The sequence below is a fragment of the Chryseobacterium geocarposphaerae genome (assembly GCF_002797535.1).
Taxonomy (GTDB): domain Bacteria; phylum Bacteroidota; class Bacteroidia; order Flavobacteriales; family Weeksellaceae; genus Chryseobacterium; species Chryseobacterium geocarposphaerae.
Window position 1 is genome coordinate 679,018 of sequence record NZ_PGFD01000002.1, and the last position, 25,547, is coordinate 704,564.

Sequence of the window (25,547 nt, forward strand, 5' to 3'; positions counted from 1 at the left end):
CTTATGCAGGAATTTCTCCTTTGTACAAGAATGAAATAATTTCTTTATTCAATTTGTCAATCATTTCACTGAATAAGTGGAAAGATTCCTGTTTGTAAATTACCAGCGGATCTTTTTGCTCGTAAACGGCTCCCTGAGAGGATCTTCTTAAATCATCCATTTCACGAAGGTGAAGTTTCCAGTTTTCATCAATAATAGATAAAGTGATATTCTTTTCAAAATCATTAACTAAGCTTTCACACTTGGTTTCGTAAGCTTCCTTAAGATCTGCAACGATCGTCATGGTTTTATGACCGTCTGTAAAAGGAACCTGGATCATTTTAAACATTGAACCTTGATTCTGATATACATTCTCAATGATAGGGAATGATTTTTCTTTCAGCAAGTTCAGTTTCATTTGATAATCTTCCTGAGCAGCCTTGAATAAAATATTTGTTAAGTCCTGAATATTTTTATTCTTGAAATCGCTCTCAGAAACAGGAGATTCCATCGTGAAAGTTTTAATGATTTCATATTCGAAATCTTTATAATTTCCTGTAGCTTTTCCTTTTGCAACAATAGAGTTGGCAACATCAAAAATCATATTGGCGATGTCATACTTCAGGTGATCTCCAAATAAAGCATTCTTTCTTCTCTTGTAGATAACATCACGTTGCTTGTTCATCACGTCATCATATTCAAGAAGTCTTTTTCTGGTTCCGAAGTTGTTTTCCTCTACTTTTTTCTGAGCTCTTTCGATAGATTTAGAGATCATAGAATGCTGGATAACTTCCCCTTCCTTATGACCCATTCTGTCCATCATTTTAGCGATTCTTTCAGAACCGAACAAACGCATTAAGTTGTCTTCCAAAGACACATAGAACTGAGAACTTCCCGGATCTCCCTGACGTCCTGCTCTACCTCTCAACTGTCTGTCAACACGTCTGGAATCATGTCTTTCAGTTCCGATAATAGCTAAACCTCCTGCTTCTTTTACCTCTTTCGTTAGTTTAATATCGGTACCACGCCCCGCCATATTGGTTGCAATGGTTACAACTCCGGGATGCCCTGCTCCGGCAACAATTTCCGCCTCTTTTTTGTGAAGTTTCGCGTTCAGAACCTGATGTGGAATTTTTCTTAACTGAAGTGCTTTTGATAATAATTGAGAAATTTCAACTGAAGTTGTTCCTACAAGAACAGGTCTTCCGGCAGCTGTTAATCTTTCAATTTCTTCAATTACGGCATTATATTTTTCTCTGTTAGTTTTATAAACTAAGTCTTGCTTATCATGTCTCAAAATCGGACGGTTGGTTGGAATAACCACAACGTCTAATTTATAAATTTCCCAAAGCTCACCCGCTTCCGTTTCAGCAGTACCGGTCATCCCCGCAAGCTTATTATACATACGGAAATAGTTCTGAAGGGTAATGGTTGCAAAAGTTTGAGTTGCAGCTTCGATCTTTACATTTTCTTTAGCTTCGATCGCCTGGTGAAGACCGTCAGAATAACGTCTTCCCTCCATGATACGACCGGTCTGCTCATCAACGATTTTTACTTCACCATCAATTACAACATACTCATCATCTTTTTCGAATAAAGTGTATGCCTTCAAAAGTTGGCTCATTGTGTGAACTCTTTCTGATTTTTCAGCAAAATCGGAGAAAAGTTTTTCTTTAGCTTCAAATTCTTCTTCTTTAGATAAATTCTTGGCTTCTAACTCAGCGATTTCGGTTCCGATATCAGGAAGTACAAAGAAATTCGGATCAGAGTTTCCTTGAGACATGTATTCAACACCTTTGTCTGTAAGGTCTACCTGATTGTTCTTTTCTTCGATTACGAAGTAAAGATCTTTATCTACAATCGGCATATCACGGTTATTATCCTGCATATATTGCGCTTCCACTTTCTGAAGCAACGCGCGGTTTCCGCTTTCCGATAAGAATTTAATTAATTGTCTGTTTTTAGGAAGACCTCTGTAAGCCTGAAGCAATTTGAATCCTCCTTCTTTTGTGTTTCCTGCCGCGATTAGTTTTTTCGCTTCATTAAAGATGGTAGAAACTGTTTTTTTCTGAACTTCAACAATTCTGTCGATAGAAGGTTTCAGAACATCAAACTCCTGTCTGTCACCTTGTGGAACCGGACCAGAAATAATCAATGGCGTTCTTGCATCATCCACCAATACAGAGTCAACCTCATCCACGATCGCAAAGTTCAATTCTCTTTGTACCAGTTCTGAAGGTGAAGTCACCATATTATCTCTCAGGTAATCGAAACCGAATTCGTTATTGGTTCCATAAGTGATATCTGAGTTGTATGCTTTTCTTCTTCCGTCTGAGTTCGGTTGGTGATTATCGATACAGTCGATCGACATACCGTGGAATTGGTATAGTGGCCCCATCCAAGCCGAGTCTCTTTTGGCAAGGTAGTCATTCACTGTTACAACGTGAACACCTCTTCCCGGAAGTGCATTTAAGAAAATAGGAAGCGTACCTACTAAAGTTTTACCTTCACCGGTTGCCATTTCGGCAATTTTTCCGCTATGAAGAATAACCCCTCCGATAAACTGAACATCGTAATGTACCATATCCCAGTTTACAGGTGTTCCGGCAGCATCCCATGAGTTTTTCCAAACCGCTTGATCTCCCTGAATTTCTACAAAATCTTTTCCTGCAGCAGCCAGTTGTCTGTCCCAATCAGTTGCTGTTACTCGGATTTCTCCGTTCTGTGCCCATCTTCTCGCTGTTTCTTTTACCAAAGCAAAAACTTCAGGAAGAATTTGGCTCAAAACTTTTTCTTCAATTTCGTAAGATTCTTTCTTTAGAGCTTCAATCTTTGAAAAAAGAGCTTCTTTTTCATCAACGTTTGTCGAATTTTTTATCTGCTCTTGAATCTGTTCTATTTGAGCTGTGATTTTGCTGATTGCAGATTTAATATTTTCTTTAAACTCAGCAGTTTTCTCTCTTAAACCATCATCAGACAATTGCTGAATTTCTGGTTCAACAGCTTTGATTTTTGTTACAACTTTTTTTACTTCTTTTAGGTCCTGCGCTTTCTTGTCTCCCAAAAACCCCTTAAGAACTTTGTTTAAAAAACTCATAAAATTTTTACTTTATGCCTAAAGCGATATACTTTAAGCGTTTTTAATAACACTTATCGTGTAAAATTGATATTTAAAAAGGGCAAAAAAGCTCTAAGCTATTGCCTAAAGCTTGATGCTTTAATTAATATTCGTCTTCGTTCCAAAGATAATCCTCGTCCGTAGGATAATCGCTCCAGATCTCATCGATTGCGTCATAAATTTCCCCTTCATCTTCGATCGCCTGAAGATTTTCTACTACTTCCATCGGTGCACCAGTTCTGATTGCGTAGTCGATAAGCTCTGCCTTTGTCATCGGCCAAGGTGCGTCACTTAAGTAAGATGCTAATTCTAATGTCCAGTACATAATTTTCTAATTTTTTGCAAAAGTATAAAAATAGCTTATATTATATGCTTTTTTATACTTGATTTTCAACTCTTTTTATTAATTTTTGTTCATTCTCCTTTTAACAACTGCTTTGCAATCGTTATTGAGGATTATTGAATGTCATTTCTCAAAAACCATTCCACAAATTTTTTTATGCCATTTTGGAAGTTGGTGGCAGGTTTGTAGCCAATTAATGTCTTCGCTTTTGTAATATCTGCATTGGTTTTAAGGACATCTCCGGGTTGCATTGGCAGATTTTTTTTAATGGCAGATTTTTCCAAAGTAATTTCCAGGCAAGTAAGCATTTCGTTTAGACTGATAACTTCACTTTCTCCAAGATTAATGATCTCATACAACCCTGAATTGTTTTCTAAATAAATCATAGATTTAATAATTCCGTCAATGATATCATCAATATAGGTATAGTCTCTGGAAGTATTCCCGTCCCCGTAAAAAGGAATTTCTTTTTCTTCAGTAATAAGTCTTGTAAATTTATAGATGGCAAGATCCGGTCTTTGCCTTGGTCCGTAAACGGTGAAAAAGCGAAGATGGATGCTGTCTATATTGTATAAGTTATGATAAACGTGACCCAAAACTTCTACGCATCTTTTAGTAGCGGCATAAGGGGAAATAGGCCGGTCAACATTGTCGGTCTCTGTAAAAGGTATTTTTTCATTGTTTCCATAAACACTTGATGAAGATGCATTAATAAACTTTTTGATATTAAATTCTTTACAGAGTTCCCAAAGATTCATGGTTCCTTTTATATTCACTTCCTCATATTCTAAAGGTCTCTCTATTGATGGACGAACCCCCGCTAAAGCTGCTAAGTGAACAACAAGATCAACAGAATGATTTTCAAATATAGTTTTTAAGGTATTTTTGTTCCGGATATCTTCTGTATATAATTTATAATTAGAGGATTCTGTAATAGAGTAAAGCTTTGTTAAATCGCTTTCCTTATCTGAAAACTCAAAAACAGAATTATTACCAATAGATTCTAAAGTATTCCTGATTTTTATTTTATAATCATAAAAATCATCGAAGTTGTCAATGTTTATGACAGAATGTCCATTTTTTAATAATTGTTCAATTAAATGAGAACCTATAAAACCACTTCCTCCTGTAACAAGATAATTCATCTGCGTTTTTTACTTTTACAAAAACTATAAAATTAAGTTTTCAAATTTTAATTCATTAAATTTACTTAAAAAAGTAATACTATTCAATATTATGCAGTTTCAAGGGCAAATTTTAAAAATGACGAGCTTCAATGATGAGCCGATTCAATACTATCTTAACCTTTCCGGAGATTTAATTCATATGAATGAATTGTTTGGTAAAGAGTTAATGATAAAGCATGTAGGTTTTCAATGTGTTAATTGTGGGGAGAATAAACCTATTTACAGAATGGGATTTTGTAAAAGCTGTTTTTTTGAAAGCCCTTATGCCAGTGATACGATCATTCGTCCGGAGCTTTCCACGGCGCATCTGGGAATTGCGGAACGTGATCTGGAGATTGAGAAAGAAATACAGTTGCAGCCACACACTGTATATTTAGCATACACCGGTGATGTAAAGGTAGGAGTAACCCGAAATACACAAATTCCTACACGATGGATTGATCAGGGCGCGACTTTTGCACTGCCCATTGCGAGAACAGAAAACCGCTATGAAGCCGGAATGATAGAAGTAGCGCTGAAAGAACATCTTCCGGATAAAACCAACTGGAGAAAAATGCTTCAGGATGATTTTGAAGACGAAGTGGATTTGGCGGATTTTCAACAAAAAATTAAGGAATATTTCCCTGAAGACTTTCAGAAGTTTTATAGTGAGGGAGAAAATCTCTGGAAATTTGATTATCCTTTTGAAAAACCGGAAAAAATAAATTCATTTACTTTAGACAAAAAGCCGGAGTTTACAGGGAAACTGACCGGAATCAAAGGGCAATATCTTGGTTTTGATGGAGGGAATTTTATCAATATAAGAGGCCATGAAGGGTACGTAATAGAGCTGCATGTGAGGAATTGAATAATTTAAAATAAAACCAAATCACAATTATGAAAAAATCCTGGGTAAAAAAGTTCCTGATCGCAACTGCAATACTACTTGGGATTGTCTTGCTTGCTAATTTCGGGTTTAATTTTTGGCTTAAAAACAAACTTCCTGATTATATCAAAAAAAATACGGATTACAAGGTCTCCTATAAAACCTTAGATGTAGATCTCACCACCGGAAATATTTTTGTAACCGGAATTACAGTTAATAACAAAAATCCTCAAAATACTGAAGTGATAGGACTTCAGGGGACCATTGATACACTAAAAATAAGCCGCTTCGGGATTTTTGATGCTGTTTTTAATAAACGGATAAGTTCTACAGATCTTTTACTGGGTAATCCCAATCTGAATATTATTCTTGCTAAACCCGTTGATGAAAAAACCGGAAAAAAGAAAAATCCGGTGATGTTTGAGAATATCAGAATTCATAAAGGAGAAATTACAATTTTTAAATATACAAGGCAGCCGTTTCTGAAAATAGAACAGCTGGATTTGTATGTTGAAAATCTGCAGATGACAGAAGAATCGGTGGAAAATAAACTTCCGGTAGTGTTTGACAGCTATAGCATTAAAGGGAAGAATTTTTTCTTCCGGCCGGATAATATGTATACCCTTAGAATAGATAAGATCACCACGTCAAACGGACAAATGTCGGTAGAAAATTTCAGGTTGGATCCGCTGGTTACCTTTGATCAGTTTAAACAAAGCTACCCTCAGAAAAAACAGCTTTTTCAGTTCAGCATTCCTAAAATGGATTTTAAGGATGTTATTCTAAAGAAAAATATTATCTCACTTTCTCAAGCGTTTTTTTATCATCCTAATCTGACTGTTTATACAAATTCAGCAACAAAACCCAGCAATAAAAAGCCTTTCAATTTTGAGGTGGATCTCAATGGGGTAAAACTGGATCATGCTGCTGTTCAGCTTATAAAACCAGATGGAAATAAGCTTTTTTCTGCAAAAGAATTAAATCTGAATATTAATGAATTGAAATTCAGTAAAGATACTTCGGAAGAAACCATTCCTATCCGATATAGGGACTTTAATATCACAGGAAAAGATATTGCCTATTTTAATGCTGAACATATTATTTGTGAAAGCTTCGGATTAAATCCTAAAAAAGGGGAATTCAGAAATATTGCAATCACCTCTCCTGAAACGGCTACAGATTTGAAATTACATCAACTTGCCGTTACAATAAATAAATGGGAAACAATCGATAAAAAACTCGATCTTGAAATTAATGAGATTTTGGTCGACCGTGTAAATGGAGTTTTTAAAGCACAAGAAAAGGAAAAAACAGTCCCTAAAAAGAAAGAAATAAAAGGAATTCAGTTTCCTCTTACAATAAAGAAAGTGACGGTGAAAAATTCAAATGTTGTGTATGATAAAGAGAATCAACCTTTAAAGTTCAATAATTTGAATGCGTCTTTAAATCATTTGGAAATCAAGCAAAAATCTGACGGAACGGGATTAGGGGTTAATGTAGAAAATTATATGTTTTCAACTAAAAATTTTACTTATAAAACCAAATTTTATAATATGTCTGTGGCAAATGTTGAATTTGGGAATAATAAAGTTAAAATTGATCAGTTTGCCATGAAGCCCCTTGTTTCAAGAGCTCAGTTTATTAAAATGATCCCGGTTGAAAGAGATTTGTATGACATAACGGCAAAACAGATCACAGCGGTTGGAAACTGGAACTTGTTTTCTCAGAATAAGTTTATCAACGCCTCCAATGTGAATATTCAGTCTGCAGATGCCAATATTTTCCGAAGCAAAATACCAAAAGATGATCCAAAGGAAAAAGCGTTGTATTCCAAAATGCTTAGAAGTATTAAGTTTCCGCTACAAATAAATAATTTAGATGTAAAAAATTCGGTCTTGGTATACGAAGAAGATACGCCTGAAAGTGCAGGTCCCGGAAAATTGACTTTCAGTAATTTCAATATGAATGTCAAAAATCTGAATTCAGCTAAAACAAAAGGAAAACCGACAAGAGTAGATATTAAGATCAACTGTTCATTTATGAACCTGTCTCCTTTGGCCGTTAACTGGAATTTCGATGTTGCCAATTCAAATGATGTTTTTGCTATTTCCGGAAGAACCACTAATCTTCCTGTTCAGGGAATCAATCCTTTCATTAGGCCTTATCTGCATGTAACAGCAACTTCAGGGACTATTCATGAGATGCTTTTTAATTTTAAAGGAAATCCTGAAGGGATAAACGGTATCTTTAATTTAAAGCATAAAGATTTAAAAATTGCCATTCTGGATAAGAAAAACCATGAGAAAAAAGGTGTTCTGACGGCAGTTGCCAATTTATTTATAAAATCAGACTCAGGTAAGTTTCCTGAAGAAGTAACGGTTGAAAATGTAGAAAGAGATCCTACGAAATCGTTCTTTAATCTTTTCTGGAGAGGAATTGAAGATGGGCTGAAAAAAACGCTGATTGGTAAGAATGTTGATAAAACCGAGACAACAGTAAAGAAGGCGGTATCTGCAGTTAAAGACATGAAGAGTTCTGTAAATGAATTAAAGCAGGAGGTTAAAAATGCAAAAGACCAAAAGCAACATGATGACGCCCAGCCTAAAAAGAGAAAAGGTTTTTTAAAGAATGTCTTTAAGAAAAAAGAAACTCCCGAAACCGAATAGTTTCAGGAGTTTTATATATTTAAAAATTATAATCGTCAATTTCTTCTACAGGAATACTTCTTAAAAAGTTATCGAATTCTTCACCGGGATAATTGCTGTCGGCTCCGTAGGAATCAATAATCATCCCATGATTTCCCATATTGTCTTTTACTACATAGAGTACGGCGTTGTCGTCCGGGTTGCTGTCTCCCTCAAAACGGTATGTTTTTAAGATGACTAATTCAGAAGATTCATATTTTTTTTCTGAGTCTTCAAACCTCATTTCTCCCTGATCATTCATTCTCAGTTCTTTATCAATTCCTCTTTGTCTCAGTTTTTCCATTACCTGGCTCAGTGTCACCATTCTGTCTATATTGTCTGCGTTTTCCATAATGTTTTTTCATAATCACTACAAGAATTAAACCATTTATACCTGTAATATGACTATTTGTGCCAAAACCAATGTTAACAAAATTTATAATTTGAAAAATAACAATAGGTATGCTTTTTGTAATGAATATATAGAAATTAAATAACAGAATATGAAAAAAGAAGTTGGAGTATTACTGGCAGGAGGAGTTGGTTTTTTGGCAGTATTGAGTTTTATCGGAATTAAAAAAATATTGACTAAAAAGGATAAAAAATATAATGATATTTACTCAGATTATCACAGACATTTTGATGGAAAAAATCATGATGAAGATTATCATGGAGTAGAGTTTTATGCATTGAAGTAGTAAAAGAATATATTTAAATTATGTTTAAAACCGGTCCTTTTGAAAGGGTCGGTTTTTTTGTGGAAAACTTTAGTGTTAAAACTCATTATTTTCAGAAAATTCCATTCTAATTTTACATTCGAAATGCAGAACGAAAATAGTATAAAAGGTCAGGGTGCACAGCGAAATGTTATCAATCGTTTTGACAGATATACATTTGAACCTGATGATGAGGATTTCGAAACGGTAAAAACAACCTTTACCGAAGTGTTTCCGAAAACTATTGTAAATCAGGTGAAAAGTGAAGATCTACCGATGGAATATTCTATGAATCCTTATCAGGGGTGTGAACATGGATGTTCTTATTGTTTTGCAAGGCCTACTCATGAATATTGGGGATATAGTGCCGGAATTGATTTTGAAAGAAAGATCATGGTCAAAAAAAATGCTCCTGAGCTTCTGGAAAAATTTTTCCGTAAAAAAGGATATAAACCCGCGCCTATTCTGCTTTCAGGAAATACGGATTGTTATCAGCCGGCGGAAAGGCAATTTGAAATTACCCGGAAGATGTTACAAGTGTGTCTGGATTACAGACATCCTGTAAATGTTCTGACAAAAAATGCTTTGGTTTTGCGGGATCTGGATATTCTAAAGCCTTTGGCCGAACAAAAGCTGGTTTCGGTTTCATTGAGTATTCCAACCATAAATGAAGATCTGCGAAGAAAAATGGAGCCAAGAACAAGCTCTTCGAAAAACAAACTGAAAGCTGTAGAAATTCTTTCTGAAAATCATATTCCCGTGAATGTAATGGTCGCTCCCATTATTCCCGGGTTGAATAGTGACGAACCTTTATCGATTTTAAAAGTTATTTCGGAAGCAGGAGCTAACAGCTTTGGATATACTTTGGTACGGTTAAATGATACTGTAGAACCAGTATTTGTGCGCTGGATTGAAACCTGTTTCCCTGATCGAGCTCAGAAAGTTTTAAACCTTATTCGGTCAATGAGAGGAGGGAAGCTTGGAGAAAAAAGATATTTCGACAGGCAAAAGGGAGATGGAAATATTGCTGAAATGATTCACAATACTTTTAAAATCGGCCGAAAGAAGTTTTTTGAAGGGAAAGAATTCCCAAAATTATCTACCGAAAACTTTACCGGAACTAAGGAGCAGCAGTTGAGGTTGTTCTAAATTTATTCAAAATCAATTATTTACTCAAATTTCTTAAAATTAACACAGAATAATTCCTTTATTTTGGAAATATTTTGAATGAAAGCAGTATATTTATCCGATGTACTTCTTGAATGAGATAGGACAGAAGTAATATTATACCATGATAAATTACAGAACTATTTATGAATTTTGAAAAACTAATAGACTATTTCAAGCTTGATAAGCAAGAATTTTATTTTCAGTTTAGCTCTCATCCTAATTATCCGTCGGCATTAGCTTTCAGTGATACCTTAAACTTTTTAGGATTGAGGAATGATGCCTATGAACTGGATAAAGAATATTGGGATGAACTTCCGGAAGAATATATAGCTGTGGTTGACAATTCTTTTTCTTTGGTGAAGAAAAGGGGAGATCAATTTACGGTATATTCTGATAAGATAAAAAATGTAACAAAAGAAGAGCTTTATAAGAATTCAAGTGATTTTATACTTCTTTTTGAAAAAACAGAAGCCGCAAAATCGAATTCATCCTTCAATTTTAAGCCCGTTATTTATTCTATATTCGGATTAATTATTTTATATTCTTTGCTTCAGTTTAGCTGGTATGAAAGTATTTTTAATATATTGTCTTTAGCGGGAGTTTATATTTCATTGGAGCTTTTTAATCAAAAATTCGGACAAGAATCTGTGATCGTGAATAATATTTGTGGAGCAGGAGCCAAAAATACTACTCAAAGCGCGTGTTCAAAGATCTTTTCTTCTGATAAGACTAATGTTTTAGGATTAAAATTGTCAGATTTCAGTCTGGTGTATTTCTTAGGGATTACTTTTATGGGACTTATTTTTCCTGACGCACAGTTTGTTTTAAGAATTACAGCTTTGGCTTCTGCATTTGTAATTTTATACTCTTTGTATATTCAGTTGTTTGTAGAGAAATCTTTCTGTAGAGTTTGTTTTCTGATCATATTTATTTTGTTGTCTCAGATTGCAATAAGTTCGGTATATTTCAGCTGGGGAGTTTCTTTGGCAATCATTTTTATCAGTGCTATCGTGTTTGCTTCATTGTTTTTTACAACGGCTTTTTTCAATAACTTATTGAATCAAAAAGAAGAGCTTAAAAAATCCAATGCTAAAAACCTTAGATTTAAAAGAAACTATGATCTTTTTAAAAGAGAACTTTTAGATAAAGAAAGAGTTGAATTTACAGATAACAATACTTTTTTCGTCGGAAATAAGGAAGCTAAACTTCATCTTTCTGTTGTTTCTAATCCGTATTGCGGATTCTGTAAAGGAGCTCACAAGATAGTAGAAAACTTACTGCAGCAGTATCCTGATGATATTTCGGTTCAGATGAGGTTTAATTATTCTCCGGATCAGCAAAATGAAAAATTCACTCAATTGATGTCTGATTTCATGTATGTCTATAAAAATAAGACTGAACAGGAGTTTGTAGACTTAGTTGAGTATTGGTTTGAGACAAGGGATGAAAGCAAAGTAAGACAGAAAGCAGGAATTGAATCCAGCCATGAAAATCTCAGTCCGGTTGTCGGTATGTCTGTTGAAAATAAGAATGCGGGAATTAATTTTACGCCTATTATTTTAATTAATGGGTACCAATTCCCGGATAAATATGATAGGGAAGATATTCATTATTTTATTGGTGAGTTGATGGAGGATGAGGAAATTTATAAGGATGTCACTTCCGTTATATAAAATTCACTAATTTAGGAAAATTAATAGCGGAATCCGAAAAGCTTGTAGAGTAGGAAAAATTAATAATCTATTATTATGAAAAATTTAAAGAAAGTTTCTAGAGCAGATTTATCTAGAATTACAGGAGGATACCGAAATCCTAACAGCCCAGAATGGCTTCAGTGCTACAGAGTTGGATATTGTTTTAGTACAACAGATAAAGATGACGTTAATGGAATCGGTGTTCCTAATAACTATTATGACTTTACTGTTCCAGAAAATGCTACTAACATAAGAGTCTGTGGTTGGAGTGCAATTATACCAGCTCCTGAAGGCTGTTAAGAAAAAAATTATTTAGGGGACTGTTAATAACAGTCTCTAATTTTTAAACGGATAATGAAAAAATTTCCTTTTTACCTTCAGCCAGATTCGAAGGATTGTGGTCCAACCTGTCTTAGGATTATTAGCAAATATTATGGCAAGAATATTTCTCTGCAACAAATTCGTAATTTATCTGAAACAACAAGAGACGGCAGTAGTTTATTAGGATTAAGTGATGCTGCTGAAGACATGGGATTTCGGTCTTTAGGTGTTCAGGTGGATTTTGAAACGCTGGCCGTAGAGGTTCCGTTTCCTTGCATTGTTCATTGGAATAAAAATCATTTTGTTGTAGTTTATAAAATTGATAAAAACAACCATGTATATATTTCCGATCCAAGCTACGGACTTATTTCTTATACAAAGGAAGAATTTATTACGCGATGGATCGGAGAAAATGCCAATGAGAAAACAGAAGAAGGGATAGCACTTATTCTTGAAACAACACCGGCATTCTTTCAAACCGAATTTGATGATCAGGAAAGTAAGGCCAGTTTCTCTTTTCTTTCAAAATATCTTTTAAAATATAAATCGCTTGTTATACAGTTGGCGATGGGATTGTTGGCGGGAAGCTTACTTTCTCTTATTCTCCCGTTCCTAACTCAAAGTATTGTAGATGTCGGGATTCAGAATCAGGATCTGAGTTTTATCTATATTATACTTTTAGCTCAGATCATGCTTTTTCTGGGAAGAATGGGAATTGAGGTTATCAGAAGCTGGATTTTGCTCCATCTTTCGACAAGGATAAATATTTCCATTATCTCAGATTTCTTTATCAAATTAATGAAACTTCCTATCAGTTTCTTTGATACCAGAATGACGGGAGATATTATGCAGAGAATCAATGACCATCACAGGATTGAACAGTTGTTGACCAGTTCTTCGCTAAACACTTTGTTCTCATTGGTCAATCTTATTATTTTCAGTATTGTTCTGCTATTTTATGATTACAGGCTGTTTATTGTATATTTTATTGGAGCTGCATTGTATATAGGCTGGATAACATTCTTTCTTAAAAAAAGAAAAGAGCTTGATTATAAAAGGTTTTCTCAGGTTTCTCAGGAACAAAGCAAAGTTATTGAGCTTATTAATGGCATGCAGGAAATAAAAATGCACAATGCCGAAAAGCAAAAACGCTGGGATTGGGAGTTTTTACAGGTAAAACTGTTTAAGCTTAGAATAAAATCTTTATCATTGGAACAATGGCAGTCAGTAGGAGGAAATTTTATCAACCAGATGAAAGACATTCTTATAAGCTTTTTATCTGCTAAACTTGTACTGACAGGGAACCTAACTTTAGGGATGATGCTTTCAGTACAGTACATTATTGGGCAGCTTAATAGTCCTTTGATGCAATTAATTGACTTTATCAGGCAAACTCAGGATGCCAAAATCTCCCTTGAAAGATTAGGAGAGATTCATGATAAAGAGGATGAAGAAAATAAGGACGAACAATATGTGACAGAAATTCCTCAACAGGATATTGAAATTTCGAATATGTCGTTCAGATATGTTGGTTCAGATCAATATGTTTTTGAAAACTTAAGCTTAAGTATTCCTTATCAAAAAACTACAGCTATTGTTGGAGCCAGTGGAAGTGGGAAAACCACACTCCTGAAATTATTAATGAAGTTTTATGAACCCAATGAAGGGGAGATAAGAATAGGCAATACCCAAATGGGAAATATTTCTCCTAGGTTCTGGAGAGATCAGTGTGGTGTGGTAATGCAGGAAGGATATGTATTTAATGATACGATTTCCAATAATATTGCAGTGGGAGAAGACTATGTGGATAAAGCAAAACTGAGAAGATCTGTAGAAATTGCAAACATTAAAGAATTTATTGAAAGTTTACCTCTCAGTTATAATACTAAAATTGGTAATGAAGGAGTGGGAATTAGTGGAGGACAAAGGCAGAGATTATTTATTGCCAGAGCGGTGTACAAATCTCCGGAATATATTTTCTTTGATGAAGCTACAAGTGCGTTGGATGCAAATAACGAAAAGGTGATTATGGAAAACCTTGAACAGTTTTTCAAAGGGAAGACTGCGGTTGTTATTGCGCACAGATTATCTACTGTGAAGCATGCCGATAAAATTATTGTATTGGATAAGGGAAAAGTAGTAGAAGAGGGAAGCCATGCAGAATTGGTGGCTTTGAAAGGAGAATATTACAGACTTGTAAAAAATCAATTGGAATTAGGGAATTAAATTTGAAAATAAATCAAACAGTGAAGAAATATTTTTATATTTAAACATAAAATAAAAGCGGAATCCGAAAAGCTAACAGAGTAGGAATCAAATTAAACTAAAATTATTATGAAAAATTTAAAAAAAATCGCAAGAAAAGATCTTAAATCAATCAAGGGAGGAGGAATTGGAGATGATTGTTTTGCACAAATTATTCCTGGAGATCAAATACCTGAAAATGATGGATATGCTTGTCCATGCAATTTAATATGGTGCCCGAAGGGGGGATCTTGTATTTGGGAAAATATGTACGATGAGCAAAGATGTGTAGGAACACTCTAAATCTCTATAAAAGAAAGATTTATTTAAATTAAATAGTGTTAAATCCCCGTATATGGGGATTTAACTTATGATAAAGATGCCAGAAAAAGACGTTTTAGACAATATAGAACTACGCTCGGAGAGCGTTCAGGATATTCTTACGCAGCCTCCTCATTGGATGGTTCGTTGGGGAAACACAATTTTTCTCATCATATTAATAATGATATTGATGATGAGTTATATCATCAAATATCCTGAATTCGTTCCGGCCCCTATTGTAGTGACTTCTCAAAACCCTCCGGAGAAAATTGAAGCGAGAAGCAGTTCAAAAATTGAAAAAATATTTATCAGAGATCATCAGAAAGTTAAAACCGGTGATATTCTTATGGTTTTACAATCAGCGGCAAATTATGAGGATATCCTAAAGCTTAAAAAGATCGTGGATACCATTGCTTCAAATCATTTATCATCTTTTCCGGTGCATGAAAGTTCTTATTTCAAATTGGGAGAACTTCAGGGTGAGTATAATAATTTTGCAAAAGCACTTCAGGATGAAAATTTATTTACCAGACTTCAGCCTTATGCTCCTGAAAATTTAGCGGCTAATCAAAGTATTGTAGAATCTAGAAGCAGGATCTCTACTTTAAAACAACAAAAAAACCTTGAGACCTTAAAATATACCCTTACAAAGAAAAATTATCAACGGTCTCAAAAGCTTTTCAATCAGGGGGTTATTGCGGCGGTAGAATTGGAAAATGAAAAAATAAAATATCTTCAGGCCCAGCAGAATTTAGAGAATATCAATATTTCCATATCCCAAATGGAGGAAAGTATTTCTAATCTAAACAAGACAAAAAGCGGTACAGCTATTAATACCGAAAAAGATAAAATAAACTATTCTTCTCAGACCTTGCAATTATTTGAGCAACTTAGAAAATCATTAAAGCAGTGGGAGCAAACCTATCTTATTACTTCTTCAACTAATGGTGTTGCCAGCTTTCAACAGTTTTTTGGTGTTAATCAGTTTGTAAAAACCGGAGATCCTATTGTTTCTATTTTACCTGATAAAAAGGAAGCTTTGGTAGGGAGAATGTCTGTACCTACAGTGAATTCAGGAAAAATTACCGCAGGAGAAAAGGTATTAATAAAGCTTGATAATTATCCTTATCAGGAGTTTGGTATTATTGAAGGTAAAGTTCAAAATATTTCTCTTATTCCGGATGCAGAAGGGAATTATTATGTAGATGTTATTCTCTCTAAAGGACTGAAAACATCTTACAATAAGACTTTAAAATTTGATAAAGAACTAAGAGGAAATGCTGAAATCGTAACGAAAGATTTAAGACTTATTGAAAGGATATTCTATCAGATAAGAAAATTATTAGGCTATCAAAGTTAAAACAGATCTGCTAGTCCTTACAATTCAAACATTAAAGAAAAACCGCTCCAAAGGAACGGTTTCTTTTTATTAAGCGTATTGAATTTCAATTAGATTGAATTATCTGGACATTTGAAGTCGTCGCTACATGCAGCGCAAACAATTGTCCCATCCGGACATGAATACATGCAAAATTCAGGTTCTGTAGGTGTTTTGATTCCTCCTGCTCCAGTAATAGCTTTTAGCTGGCTTTTGTTTAATTTCTTTAAATTTTTCATATTGTTTTAGTTAAAAATTTGACACTAACGTAAAGGTAATCAAAAAACTAATAACTCAAACAAATGTGGGATATTTTGTAATTAAATTTTGTTCAATAATTAAAATTAATGTATCCAAAAGCTTGTAAAAAAAATTGGTAAGAGTTGGAAAATACAAAAATATTTTAGAAGAAAAACTTTAATTTAAATAAAAAAAAAACGGGTAAAATACCCGTTTCATTATTTGTTATTTTTTGATCAATCCTAATTCAATTAATCTTTCATGTAAAAATTCTCCTGCAGTAGTGTCTTCGTACAATTTAGGATTGTTTTCGTTTACACAATTTTCAAGAGCATTTAACGACATTCCGCTTACTGGATGCATAAAGAAAGGAATTGAATATCTTGAAGTTCCCCATAATTCTCTTGGCGGGTTTACCACTCTGTGAATGGTTGACTTCAGTTTATTGTTGGTATGTCTGGAAAGCATATCTCCAACATTGATCATCAATTCATTTGGTTCTGCAATTGCATCAATCCATTCTCCCTTATGATTTTGAACCTGAAGGCCTTTTCCCTGGGCTCCCATTAAAAGAGTGATTAAGTTGATGTCTCCATGCGCAGCTGCTCTTACAGCGTCATCCGGCTCTTCTGTGATTGGAGGATAATGAATAGGTCTTAAAATTGAGTTTCCTTCTGCAATTTTGTCGTCAAAATAAAACTCATCCAGTCCAAGATGTAATGCCAAAGCTCTCAAAACATACTGTCCAGTTTTCTCAAGCATTTGATAAGCTTCCTTACCTACTTCGTTGAATTTTGGCAGTTCATCAACGATTACATTATCAGGATACTCACTTTTGTATTTTGAATCATCAGACAGATACTGTCCGAAATGCCAAAATTCTTTTAAGTCCCCTTTTTTGAAACCCTTTGCGGTTTCTTTTCCGAATCCTACATACCCTCTTTGTCCACCAATTCCCGGAATTTCATACTTCTGTTTCGTTTCCGTTGGAAGTTCAAAAAAGTTTTTAACTTCTCCATACAATTCACTTACCAGCTTATCATCTAAGAAGTGCCCTTTTAAGGCAACAAATCCGATTTCTTCATAAGCTTTTCCGATTTCATTTACAAATTTCTGTTTGCGTTCCGGTTCACCCGAAAGGAAATCACGCAGGTCTACACTAGGTATTTTATCCATTTTTAGAAATTTACGAAGTGCTAATTTACAGATTTTTTATATACCATTATGTTTTCATTTATGTTAATGAAATAGTGGGAAGTTCGATGTTATGCAAGTAAAAAATAAACTCCTTTATTCTTATTTTTTAACAAATTTCGAGTTATAGAACGTTTTATCTTTCTTTTCAAGTTTTATCATATAAGTGCCCTTTGTGAGATGTGAAACATTCACAGAGCTTCCGGATACATTTTCTGATAATACTTTTCTCGCACTCATATCGTAAATGGTAACTTTTTCAATAGGAATGTTTTGTGCCCATGAAATTTTATCTACAGTAGGATTCGGGTATAATACAAGATTGGATAATTCTTTATCATTTTCAGAAGTAGATAGTGACTCACATTGAAAAATGAGTGTAGGAGTAGTGTAAGTAGTATATACGCCATTGTTAAAAACACCTCCCCAAGCCCAAACGGTATTGTCTGCTCTTAAGGCGTAATTAGCACAGCCTCCAGCAGCCACTTTTACCCAGTTAGATTCTGTGCCGACCTGTACAGGAGAAAGCGAATTAGGCGGTACAACTATTGCTCCAGATGTATCCCAGCAGCCTCTTCCCCATCCCCAGAGAGTTCCATTACTTTTTATTCCTATTGTATAAGATGTGCCCGCTGCTACGTCTTTCCATGTATCGTTTCCAATTTGCACTGGGGTTTGTACGAGTTGGCTAGTTCCGTTTCCCACAGCACCATCAATATTGTCACCCCATCCCCACAAGGTATTGTTTGTTTTTATCGCAAGTGTAAAATCATTCACAGATGAAGAAACCTTTTTCCAATCTGCCGTTGTTCCTATTTGGGTTAAATTAACTACGCAGGTTCCATCGGCCAAAAGCGGAGCTCCAACGGAGAATTTGTCATTTCTGCCTTTTCCCCAAAGAGTTCCATTGCTTTTGATGGCAAAAGTTCTGGCGCCTCCGGAAGCGATGTCAATCCAATCGTTATCAGGACTAAGCTGTACGGGTTGTGTATAAAAATTATTAGGATATGGAGCTGCTTCAGCACTTGTAAGTTCACATGCAGAATTATTTCCCCATCCCCAAAGAGTTCCGTTGTTTTTCAGTGCAATAGTATGGGCGTTTCCGGCTTGTGCTTTCACCCAATCTGTATTAGAGCCTACTTGTACTGGGGTTAGTTTGTTTATGATTGTACCGTCTCCTAGGGCTCCTCTGTCGTTTCTGCCCCAGGTATATATTTTCCCATCATCACTTACTGCAGCCGCATGATTGATGGAGGGATATATATTAACGAATTTTGGTGTTGTCGGGCGAAGCCACGGGGTATTTTGAGTTTGAGTTGTTCCATTTCCTACCTGTCCATAAGGATTTTGCCCCCAAGTATAGATTTTTCCATCATTAGTAAATATAGATAATGTGTAATATTTAAAAGATATATCAGTTACACAAAGGTTGCTTTGTGAGTGCAGAAATTGAAATGATCCCAACATTGCCAGGAGATAGTAAACTTTTTTCATAGTCTAGTTTTTGATTTGCTTGTAAATAATGAATTTAAAGTAATAAAAATCCCACCATCGTGATATTTTTTTATGTAAATATATGAAATTTGGTATTTTTCTTATCAATATTTGTGAAATTTAAGGTGTTGGGTTCGGATGGAATAATCGGGTATCGAAAACGCTTTGTTTTTTTAGCCAATACTGAGCATTAATACATTTAATTGTATGAAAACCAAAACACCTCCTAAATCATTTTACAGTTAAGTAATTATGAATTAAATTTGTCGTATGAAAAAATATTCTTCTAAAAGAAGTATTCAGATACTCGCACACCTTCTTCAACAATATGGAATTTCAGACGTAGTTATCTCTCCGGGATCAAGAAATGCTCCTTTGGCGATTCATTTTTCAGAAATGGATAATTTCCATTGTTACAGTATTGTAGATGAAAGAAGTGCTGCTTTTGTAGGAATGGGAATGGCAAAGAGTGAGAAAAAGCCGGTTGCTATTACCTGTACAAGCGGATCTGCTGCGGCCAATTATTATCCGGCCATTACAGAAGCATTTTATCAGAATATTCCTCTGTTGATTTTAACGGCAGACAGACCTACGGATTTTGTAGATCTTTTTGACGGACAGACCATAAGACAGAACAATATTTTTCATCAGCATTCATATGGCGATTTTCAGCTTTTGGAGGACAGCAAGGAAAACGCAGAAGACCAGAATTTTGAAACCATTAAAAAGGCAATTGAGCTTTGTTTTGAAAAACAAGGTCCGGTTCACATTAATATTCCTTTGGAAGAACCATTATATGAATTGGTTTCTGAGCTTCCTACTTTTCCTACAGTGGAAAAAACAATTAAGCATAAAGAATATGAGATTCCATCCAATTTGATTGCAGACTGGAATACTTCTCAACGGATTATGCTTTTGATAGGGACAAGAGATTACAGCCCTGAATTGGAAAATCAGCTGACGCAATTGGTCAAAAATCATTCTGTAGTGGTATTGAGTGAGGCCAATTCTAATCTGCATCACGAAAAATTCTTTAAACATATAGACCGTTATATTTTTAATTTCACGGAGCAAGATTATAAAACCTATGCTCCGGATTTGTTGATTACAGTAGGTCAGAATGTGGTATCAAAAAAAGTAAAGCAATTTTTAAGAAACGCACATCCGAAGCAGCATTGGCATCTGGATGAGGTTTGGCAGCCGGATACTTATTTTTCTTTAACTGAAAAAATTGAAGTAAAGCCTGAAGTTTTCTTTGCTAAACTCTTGAAATTTGTCAGCCTTGAGCCTAAACCTTATTACAATCTTTGGGATGTTTTAAGAGATAAAAAGGATGCTAAACATGAGTTGTTTCTGAATAAGATCGATTTTTCGGATTTCTATTTCTTTAATAAAGCTTCTCAAACGATTCCGGAGAATTATAATATCCATTTCAGTAACAGTTCGGCAATAAGATATGCACAGCTGTTTGATTTTGGGAAAAATAGAATTTACTGTAACAGAGGAACCAGTGGAATTGATGGCTCTACTTCTACAGCAATGGGTTTTGCTATTAAAAATGCGAATCCGACTTTGCTGATTACGGGAGATTTGAGCTTCTTCTATGACATCAACGGACTTTGGAATCAATATATTCCTCCATTTGTAAGGGTGATTATTTTTAATAACGGTGAAGGAAATATCTTTAAAATCATTCCGGGGCCTGGAAATGCTAATCCCAATACGTTAGATGAATTTATTGCTACAAAACACCATAAAAATGCAGAGCATTTAGCCAAGCATTTTGGTTTTTCTTATATCAGAGTTGAAGATGAGCTTACCCTTGACAGAGTAATGGAGAATTTTTTCAAAGCAGATACCCAACCGAAAATTTTGGAAGTCAATACGTACGGAAAAAACAGTGCAGATGTTCTGAAAGCTTATTTTGAATTTATGAAAGAAGAATAAACATTATCTAAAATAAAAGCCTCAGTATTTTAATACTGAGGCTTTTTATTTAAATATCCAGATATTCTTCATTATCGGGAAGATTGATAATTCTGTCGATAGGATAGACAAACATATCATCAAAATCATTCAGTGCATTAATCAGCTGAAAATGTGAGAATTGTTTAATATTTTGCAGAGTGATCTCTGTCTCTTTTATTTTTTTATGTTTCAGTAAATTTTGTCTTTGTACTCCGTTCAGGAGGTATGTAGAAGGAGTAAACCAGTCTTTTCCTTTCAAAAAAAGAAGATTAGAGAAAGAGGTATCTGTAATATGGTTGTTTTTTACAATAATAATCTCTTCGGCTTTAGCTTTCATTTTCATCTTGTCGAGCTCTTTTCTGTCCTCAAACTTGAAAGAATAATCGTAGCTGTTGTTTTCTACCAATTGAAAATCGGCTATTTCGGGAATAGCATAAGGAATCATCTGGGTACGCACTTTTTTATCAAGATCATACACGAGTCTAAGCTTGAAAAGGCCATCCTCATCATGTTCAAGATGGTTATATATTTTTTTCAGATCAATAGAGCCTTCTTTTCCAAAATGTGAAAAAGTATGATTGATGCGCTTTTGATGAAATTCCAGAAGAAAAATTTCCTGATCTTCTACTTTAATGCTCTCAATGAATTGGGACATATATTTTGTTTTTCATTTCCTGATATTCGTCTTCTAATTTACTCATGTGCGTTATTCCGCCTCCGCTTTTGAAATAAAGATTATTACCTTCTTTTTCAATAAAGCGTATCATTACACAGCTGTCAAGGCTTTTTCCATCAAACCAGCCGCAAACTCCTGTGTAATATCCTCTTGTATATCCTTCCGCGCTAAGGATGATTTCTAAAGTTTTGGGTTTGGGAGCGCCTAATATAGAGCCGGCGGGAAGGAGTGTTTTCATAATACTGCCTACCTTTCCATTAAACTCAGGCTTTATAAATCCTGAAATTTCAGAGCTCATGGCAAATAAATCTTTTTGTTGTGTTTTTATAAAATCAATGTATTGAAACTTATCTACTTTCACATCATCAGCTACCATGCTCAGATCATTTCTTAGTAAATCCACTACGGTGTAATGCTCAGCTTTTTCTTTTTTATCGTTCTTTAAAATTTCAGCGGCATTATCCAAAGAAGCATCAATTGTTCCTTTCATAGGATAAGTCAGGATTTTCCCATCAATAATCTTCACAAAAGTTTCAGGAGAAAAAAATACAAAAAAATCTTTATAAAAAACCTTGTATTTGGCATTTGAATGATAAAAAATTTCTTCAAGTGTTAAATTCGTTTCAATTTTGGTTTTTCGGGTATAATTAACAAGATACGAGTTCCCTAAACGAATATTTTTCTGAACTTCATTAAATCCTTTTTCAAAGCTTTCCTGAGTTTCCGGAAAAGAGATCCATTCCACTTTTTTATTGAGCTCTGAGACCTTTTCTACGTTTGAAAAGTTTTGAAAATCAATAAGTAAACCTGATTCTTTAATGTCACTTTCTTTAAATACCTCCACATTCTCGCCAAGAAAATCGATGATGAAGAAATAAGGAACCTTCTGAAGAGAAAGTTCGTCCATTTCCATAAATTTTTGATGATTCATTGAAAACATTCGACAAAAGTAATTATTGATGTTTACTTTTGCACAAAAATTTTTTGATGCAGAACAAATATCCACAGAAACCGGGAATTGATTTTATTTTGAAGCAGGCTTTTTTCTATTGGAATAAGACATTGGTTTTTCAGCTGATGTTTTCCATCATTTATTTTGCCATTTTTTTTACGTCTCTTTTTTTCTTTGCCTCTAAATACGGAATTTGGGACCAGCAACAGGAATTGATGGATGCTTTTAAAATAAGTACAGAAGCGTATATTGAAAAAGCTGCAGAACTGGGAGCAACAGAGAATTCTCTATATTTCAGATATGCGTTCTTGGGAACTCTTGTTTTCCTGTATCCTTTAAATATTGGACTTTTCCAGATTTTCAAAAAAATAGATTTGAAAGAGAAATTAGAGCTTTCCGACCTGTTTGTCGGATATAACGGGCTCAATTTTTTCAAATATATATCCTATGCATTATTTTGGTTTATGGTCTATGCGATAGTTTTTGGTACATTTATTTTACCTACAGTATGGGTTTGTATTACACTATTCGTGGCACCGCTTATGTTCTTTGACAACAGAAGAAGTTTTGAAGCCATATCTTTAAATTTTAAAGTGCTAAAAAGCTATTTTGTTGAAATTTTTGTATGCATTATTGTTGCTTTCCTTTTCAAATACATTGGTTTTGCTGTATTTTTTATCGGAGGACTTTTTACGTTTCCATTCTGGAATGCAATGATCTATTCACTTTATAAAGCTGTTTTTACGGATAAAAGTTAAATTTTCAGATACTTAACCTTTGTTTTATCAAAAAAAATTAAATTTGATAAATCATAAAATATTAACCATGTCTGAATTTAACGAATTTGACCAGCAAGGTTCTGTACCCAATCGGGATACCGGATCTATTATTTCGCATGCTTTCGAAATGTATAAAGGCATCTTTCTATATGCTATTGTGAGCATGATCATTTATGTGATTGCGGACTCAATTCTGGAATCTCTTGTAGGATTTAACCTTTGGAGTTTTGGTGAGAATATCAGAGATTCTGATGGTGATATTTCCAATTATAGGTATTATTATTCACCTGGATTTTCCCTGTATTATTCTTTTTCAGGAGTTTTAGGAGCTCTGTTGTCTCCGATATATGTAGGATTGATTTACATGACCAATAAATATAATAATAAAGCGACTATAGAATTTTCTGACCTGTTTATCGGCTACAGACAAAATTTTGTAAATATTCTGATTTATAGTTTAATTACGCATGTTGTGCTAAGAATTGCATTGGCTATGTGTGGTATTCCATTCTTTTTGGTCTTCCCTTTCTTCTTGTTGGGCTATCCTATTTTACTTTTTGAAAATGCTTCGGCAATAGATGCAATGGGAAAAGCATACAATATTGCAAAAGATAATTACGGAACGTTCTTTGTTGTGTCACTTTTAGGGCTCATATTAAGCTTTTGCGGTCTTTTGGCATGTTGTATCGGGGTGCTTTTAACGGGAGCATTCATGACGACTGTAATGTATTCCGCTTACTGTGCTTATTTGGGAAAACCGAGGCAGATAACATACAATAAATAATAATGAATAAAGATAAACAGATCAGCAGTGTTGCCATAAAGCAAGTTTCCCTACTTGCAATCATTCTAATTTTAGCGGGATTAATTTGTTTTAATCTTGCCCTTTTTATTCCTTCCGTACTGGGCGCAATTACCATTTATGTCGTTTGCCGGAAATATAATTTCTATCTTCAGGAGGAAAAAAAATGGAAACCCTGGCTTTCTTCTTTGGTATTAATGCTTGCTAGTTTGATTATTCTTATCCTGCCTATTTATTTTATAGCTGATCTTTTGATTGAAAAACTGGGAAATGCACAGGCTTATATGGACAAGTTTAATGTGTTTCTGGAAAAAATACATTCTTATATTTATTCAAAAGTTGGATTTGATATTTTAAGCAAAGAAAACATGGATAAACTGAAAAGTAACGTTGGGCAGTTCTCAACCAAAGCGTTGAGCGGTACTTTCAATACGCTTACAGTAGTCATATCGATGTATTTTATTCTTTATTTTATGCTGGAAAAGCCCCGCTTTTTTGAAAGAATAATCTCTTCTTCGGCACCTCTTAAAAGAGCAAATGTGTCGTTGATTGGTGAAAAAATGCGAAAATTGATTATTGCAAACGCTATCGGAATCCCGGTTGTTGCGATGGGGCAAGGTTTAGTGGGTTTGGTAGGATATTTCATTTTTGGAGCACCCAGTCCTGTTCTGCTTTTTGCACTTACTGCAGCGGCTTCCATGATCCCGGTCGTAGGTGCGGCAATAGTATATGTTCCGATCTGTATTTTTATGATTGCAGAAGGAAACACAGGACAGGGAATCGGATTAGCTATTTATTGTCTTGTCATTGTAGGATTGACAGACAATTTATTACGGTTTACGCTGTTAAAAAAATTAGAAAATATTCATCCTTTAAATACTGTTTTCGGAATTATCATGGGTATGAATCTGTTTGGCTTTATGGGGCTTATTTTTGGACCGATTCTCATTTCCTTAACCCTTCTTTTAATTCAGGTTTACAGAAATGAATTTTCAGAAGAAAGCGTCCCTGATTTAAAGCTTCCGGATAGTGATGAAGAAACTGATAATAAAATTAATATAATAGTATAAAGTGGAAGGAATAAACCCTGAAATATTAAAAGAAATTTGTGTCGTTAAAATGCCTTTCGGGAAATATGAAGGGACAATTCTAGCCGATCTGCCGGTAAGTTATCTGGAATGGTTTTATCGCAAAGGAATGCCAAACGGGAAGCTAGGCATGCAGCTTTCAACAATTTATGAAATTAAACTGAATGGTTTGATGGATTTATTAATTCCTCTTCGAGGTGGAGCTGTAAATTACGAGAAGCTTAAAACGAAAACATTTAAATTTTAAAATAAGTTTCGGCGGCATCGAAGATGCCGCCGAAAAATAATTATGATTGCTGATTCAATTTATTTTCTTATTACAGGGCTAGTAGCC

General features: G+C 34.5%; 23 protein-coding genes. 14 read left to right on the forward strand and 9 right to left on the reverse strand.

Going from position 1 to position 25,547, the window contains the following annotated elements; translation table 11 throughout:
- Window position 1: 1 nt before the first annotated feature.
- The 3 genes from secA to CLV73_RS14795 all read right to left on the reverse strand — a co-directional run bounded on the left by secA (window position 2) and on the right by CLV73_RS14795 (window position 4,585).
- A complete protein-coding gene (secA, locus tag CLV73_RS14785; protein ID WP_100377634.1) occupies window positions 2-3,076 on the reverse strand; it encodes a preprotein translocase subunit SecA in 3,075 nt (1,024 codons plus the stop codon).
- 124 nt (window positions 3,077-3,200) lie between these two features.
- A complete protein-coding gene (locus tag CLV73_RS14790; RefSeq protein ID WP_027382805.1) occupies window positions 3,201-3,422 on the reverse strand; it encodes a DUF2795 domain-containing protein in 222 nt (73 codons plus the stop codon).
- A 131-nt stretch (window positions 3,423-3,553) separates the two neighbouring features.
- On the reverse strand, window positions 3,554-4,585 hold the full coding sequence (locus CLV73_RS14795; protein WP_100377635.1) for a GDP-mannose 4,6-dehydratase: 1,032 nt from the start codon (window positions 4,583-4,585) through the stop codon (window positions 3,554-3,556).
- A 91-nt stretch (window positions 4,586-4,676) separates the two neighbouring features.
- Between CLV73_RS14795 and CLV73_RS14800 the strand changes: the two genes are divergently transcribed.
- Entirely contained in the window at window positions 4,677-5,474 is a 798-nt protein-coding gene (locus CLV73_RS14800) for a DUF2797 domain-containing protein (RefSeq protein WP_100377636.1), read from the forward strand.
- A 29-nt stretch (window positions 5,475-5,503) separates the two neighbouring features.
- On the forward strand, window positions 5,504-8,158 hold the full coding sequence (locus CLV73_RS14805) for a hypothetical protein (RefSeq protein ID WP_100377637.1): 2,655 nt from the start codon (window positions 5,504-5,506) through the stop codon (window positions 8,156-8,158).
- Window positions 8,159-8,177: 19 nt separating this feature from the next.
- On the opposite strand, the gene CLV73_RS14810 is transcribed toward CLV73_RS14805, so the two are convergent.
- Window positions 8,178-8,528, reverse strand: coding sequence for a hypothetical protein (locus CLV73_RS14810; RefSeq protein WP_100377638.1), 351 nt, complete (start codon window positions 8,526-8,528; stop codon window positions 8,178-8,180).
- A 151-nt stretch (window positions 8,529-8,679) separates the two neighbouring features.
- Here CLV73_RS14810 and CLV73_RS14815 point away from each other — a divergent pair, with 151 nt between their 5' ends.
- From CLV73_RS14815 to CLV73_RS14845, 7 genes are all read left to right on the forward strand, one after another.
- Window positions 8,680-8,874 (forward strand): hypothetical protein, encoded by a 195-nt coding sequence (locus CLV73_RS14815; protein ID WP_100377639.1) that lies wholly within the window; start codon window positions 8,680-8,682, stop codon window positions 8,872-8,874.
- A gap of 123 nt (window positions 8,875-8,997) precedes the next feature.
- Entirely contained in the window at window positions 8,998-10,041 is a 1,044-nt protein-coding gene (locus tag CLV73_RS14820) for a PA0069 family radical SAM protein (protein ID WP_100377884.1), read from the forward strand.
- 164 nt (window positions 10,042-10,205) lie between these two features.
- Entirely contained in the window at window positions 10,206-11,735 is a 1,530-nt protein-coding gene (locus CLV73_RS14825; RefSeq protein ID WP_100377640.1) for a vitamin K epoxide reductase family protein, read from the forward strand.
- Window positions 11,736-11,810: 75 nt separating this feature from the next.
- A complete protein-coding gene (locus tag CLV73_RS14830) occupies window positions 11,811-12,056 on the forward strand; it encodes a bacteriocin-like protein (RefSeq protein ID WP_100377641.1) in 246 nt (81 codons plus the stop codon).
- A gap of 54 nt (window positions 12,057-12,110) precedes the next feature.
- Window positions 12,111-14,303, forward strand: a complete 2,193-nt coding sequence (locus tag CLV73_RS14835; RefSeq protein WP_100377642.1) for a peptidase domain-containing ABC transporter — start codon at window positions 12,111-12,113, stop codon at window positions 14,301-14,303.
- A gap of 108 nt (window positions 14,304-14,411) precedes the next feature.
- Complete coding sequence (locus tag CLV73_RS14840; RefSeq protein ID WP_100377643.1) at window positions 14,412-14,624, forward strand: bacteriocin-like protein; 213 nt, start codon at window positions 14,412-14,414, stop codon at window positions 14,622-14,624.
- A gap of 76 nt (window positions 14,625-14,700) precedes the next feature.
- A complete protein-coding gene (locus CLV73_RS14845; RefSeq protein ID WP_100377644.1) occupies window positions 14,701-16,002 on the forward strand; it encodes an HlyD family secretion protein in 1,302 nt (433 codons plus the stop codon).
- 89 nt (window positions 16,003-16,091) lie between these two features.
- Here the strand turns inward: CLV73_RS14845 and CLV73_RS19285 are convergent, their stop codons facing one another.
- The 3 genes from CLV73_RS19285 to CLV73_RS14855 form a co-directional block, all read right to left on the reverse strand.
- Window positions 16,092-16,259 (reverse strand): bacteriocin-like protein, encoded by a 168-nt coding sequence (locus tag CLV73_RS19285; RefSeq protein WP_449384842.1) that lies wholly within the window; start codon window positions 16,257-16,259, stop codon window positions 16,092-16,094.
- A gap of 226 nt (window positions 16,260-16,485) precedes the next feature.
- On the reverse strand, window positions 16,486-17,436 hold the full coding sequence (locus CLV73_RS14850) for an isopenicillin N synthase family dioxygenase (RefSeq protein WP_100377645.1): 951 nt from the start codon (window positions 17,434-17,436) through the stop codon (window positions 16,486-16,488).
- Window positions 17,437-17,556: 120 nt separating this feature from the next.
- Complete coding sequence (locus CLV73_RS14855) at window positions 17,557-18,948, reverse strand: RCC1 domain-containing protein (protein ID WP_100377646.1); 1,392 nt, start codon at window positions 18,946-18,948, stop codon at window positions 17,557-17,559.
- Window positions 18,949-19,218: 270 nt separating this feature from the next.
- Here CLV73_RS14855 and menD point away from each other — a divergent pair, with 270 nt between their 5' ends.
- Entirely contained in the window at window positions 19,219-20,895 is a 1,677-nt protein-coding gene (gene menD / locus CLV73_RS14860) for a 2-succinyl-5-enolpyruvyl-6-hydroxy-3-cyclohexene-1-carboxylic-acid synthase (RefSeq protein WP_100377647.1), read from the forward strand.
- Between the two features lie 49 nt (window positions 20,896-20,944).
- On the opposite strand, the gene CLV73_RS14865 is transcribed toward menD, so the two are convergent.
- Window positions 20,945-21,571: an aminotransferase class IV gene (locus tag CLV73_RS14865; protein WP_100377648.1), complete on the reverse strand. Its 627-nt coding sequence runs from the start codon at window positions 21,569-21,571 to the stop codon at window positions 20,945-20,947.
- Window positions 21,555-22,532, reverse strand: coding sequence for an aminodeoxychorismate synthase component I (locus CLV73_RS14870; protein WP_100377649.1), 978 nt, complete (start codon window positions 22,530-22,532; stop codon window positions 21,555-21,557). The genes CLV73_RS14865 and CLV73_RS14870 overlap by 17 nt, the downstream gene beginning before the upstream one ends.
- Window positions 22,533-22,579: 47 nt before the next feature.
- Here CLV73_RS14870 and CLV73_RS14875 point away from each other — a divergent pair, with 47 nt between their 5' ends.
- The 4 genes from CLV73_RS14875 (at window position 22,580) to CLV73_RS14890 (ending at window position 25,460) form a co-directional block, all read left to right on the forward strand.
- A complete protein-coding gene (locus CLV73_RS14875) occupies window positions 22,580-23,302 on the forward strand; it encodes a hypothetical protein (RefSeq protein ID WP_100377650.1) in 723 nt (240 codons plus the stop codon).
- Window positions 23,303-23,369: 67 nt separating this feature from the next.
- Window positions 23,370-24,107, forward strand: coding sequence for a beta-carotene 15,15'-monooxygenase (locus CLV73_RS14880; protein ID WP_100377651.1), 738 nt, complete (start codon window positions 23,370-23,372; stop codon window positions 24,105-24,107).
- A complete protein-coding gene (locus CLV73_RS14885; RefSeq protein ID WP_394336980.1) occupies window positions 24,107-25,195 on the forward strand; it encodes an AI-2E family transporter in 1,089 nt (362 codons plus the stop codon). The genes CLV73_RS14880 and CLV73_RS14885 overlap by 1 nt, the downstream gene beginning before the upstream one ends.
- A gap of 10 nt (window positions 25,196-25,205) precedes the next feature.
- Entirely contained in the window at window positions 25,206-25,460 is a 255-nt protein-coding gene (locus CLV73_RS14890; protein WP_100377885.1) for a DUF3820 family protein, read from the forward strand.
- The last annotated feature ends 87 nt before the right edge of the window (window positions 25,461-25,547 follow it).

Excerpts from the sequence above, each read along its gene's own strand:
- CLV73_RS19285 (WP_449384842.1), bottom strand. The coding sequence starts at position 16,259 with ATGAAAAATTTAAAGAAATTAAACAAAAGCCAGCTAAAAGCTATTACT.
- CLV73_RS14805 (WP_100377637.1), top strand. The coding sequence starts at position 5,504 with ATGAAAAAATCCTGGGTAAAAAAGTTCCTGATCGCAACTGCAATACTA.
- CLV73_RS14815 (WP_100377639.1), top strand. The coding sequence starts at position 8,680 with ATGAAAAAAGAAGTTGGAGTATTACTGGCAGGAGGAGTTGGTTTTTTG.
- CLV73_RS14810 (WP_100377638.1), bottom strand. The coding sequence starts at position 8,528 with ATGGAAAACGCAGACAATATAGACAGAATGGTGACACTGAGCCAGGTA.
- CLV73_RS14800 (WP_100377636.1), top strand. The coding sequence starts at position 4,677 with ATGCAGTTTCAAGGGCAAATTTTAAAAATGACGAGCTTCAATGATGAG.
- secA (WP_100377634.1), bottom strand. The coding sequence starts at position 3,076 with ATGAGTTTTTTAAACAAAGTTCTTAAGGGGTTTTTGGGAGACAAGAAA.
- CLV73_RS14850 (WP_100377645.1), bottom strand. The coding sequence starts at position 17,436 with ATGGATAAAATACCTAGTGTAGACCTGCGTGATTTCCTTTCGGGTGAA.
- CLV73_RS14865 (WP_100377648.1), bottom strand. The coding sequence starts at position 21,571 with ATGTCCCAATTCATTGAGAGCATTAAAGTAGAAGATCAGGAAATTTTT.
- CLV73_RS14880 (WP_100377651.1), top strand. The coding sequence starts at position 23,370 with ATGTCTGAATTTAACGAATTTGACCAGCAAGGTTCTGTACCCAATCGG.
- CLV73_RS14840 (WP_100377643.1), top strand. The coding sequence starts at position 14,412 with ATGAAAAATTTAAAAAAAATCGCAAGAAAAGATCTTAAATCAATCAAG.
- CLV73_RS14825 (WP_100377640.1), top strand. The coding sequence starts at position 10,206 with ATGAATTTTGAAAAACTAATAGACTATTTCAAGCTTGATAAGCAAGAA.
- menD (WP_100377647.1), top strand. The coding sequence starts at position 19,219 with ATGAAAAAATATTCTTCTAAAAGAAGTATTCAGATACTCGCACACCTT.
- CLV73_RS14820 (WP_100377884.1), top strand. The coding sequence starts at position 8,998 with ATGCAGAACGAAAATAGTATAAAAGGTCAGGGTGCACAGCGAAATGTT.
- CLV73_RS14835 (WP_100377642.1), top strand. The coding sequence starts at position 12,111 with ATGAAAAAATTTCCTTTTTACCTTCAGCCAGATTCGAAGGATTGTGGT.
- CLV73_RS14875 (WP_100377650.1), top strand. The coding sequence starts at position 22,580 with ATGCAGAACAAATATCCACAGAAACCGGGAATTGATTTTATTTTGAAG.
- CLV73_RS14855 (WP_100377646.1), bottom strand. The coding sequence starts at position 18,948 with ATGAAAAAAGTTTACTATCTCCTGGCAATGTTGGGATCATTTCAATTT.
- CLV73_RS14845 (WP_100377644.1), top strand. The coding sequence starts at position 14,701 with ATGCCAGAAAAAGACGTTTTAGACAATATAGAACTACGCTCGGAGAGC.
- CLV73_RS14790 (WP_027382805.1), bottom strand. The coding sequence starts at position 3,422 with ATGTACTGGACATTAGAATTAGCATCTTACTTAAGTGACGCACCTTGG.
- CLV73_RS14795 (WP_100377635.1), bottom strand. The coding sequence starts at position 4,585 with ATGAATTATCTTGTTACAGGAGGAAGTGGTTTTATAGGTTCTCATTTA.
- CLV73_RS14870 (WP_100377649.1), bottom strand. The coding sequence starts at position 22,532 with ATGTTTTCAATGAATCATCAAAAATTTATGGAAATGGACGAACTTTCT.
- CLV73_RS14830 (WP_100377641.1), top strand. The coding sequence starts at position 11,811 with ATGAAAAATTTAAAGAAAGTTTCTAGAGCAGATTTATCTAGAATTACA.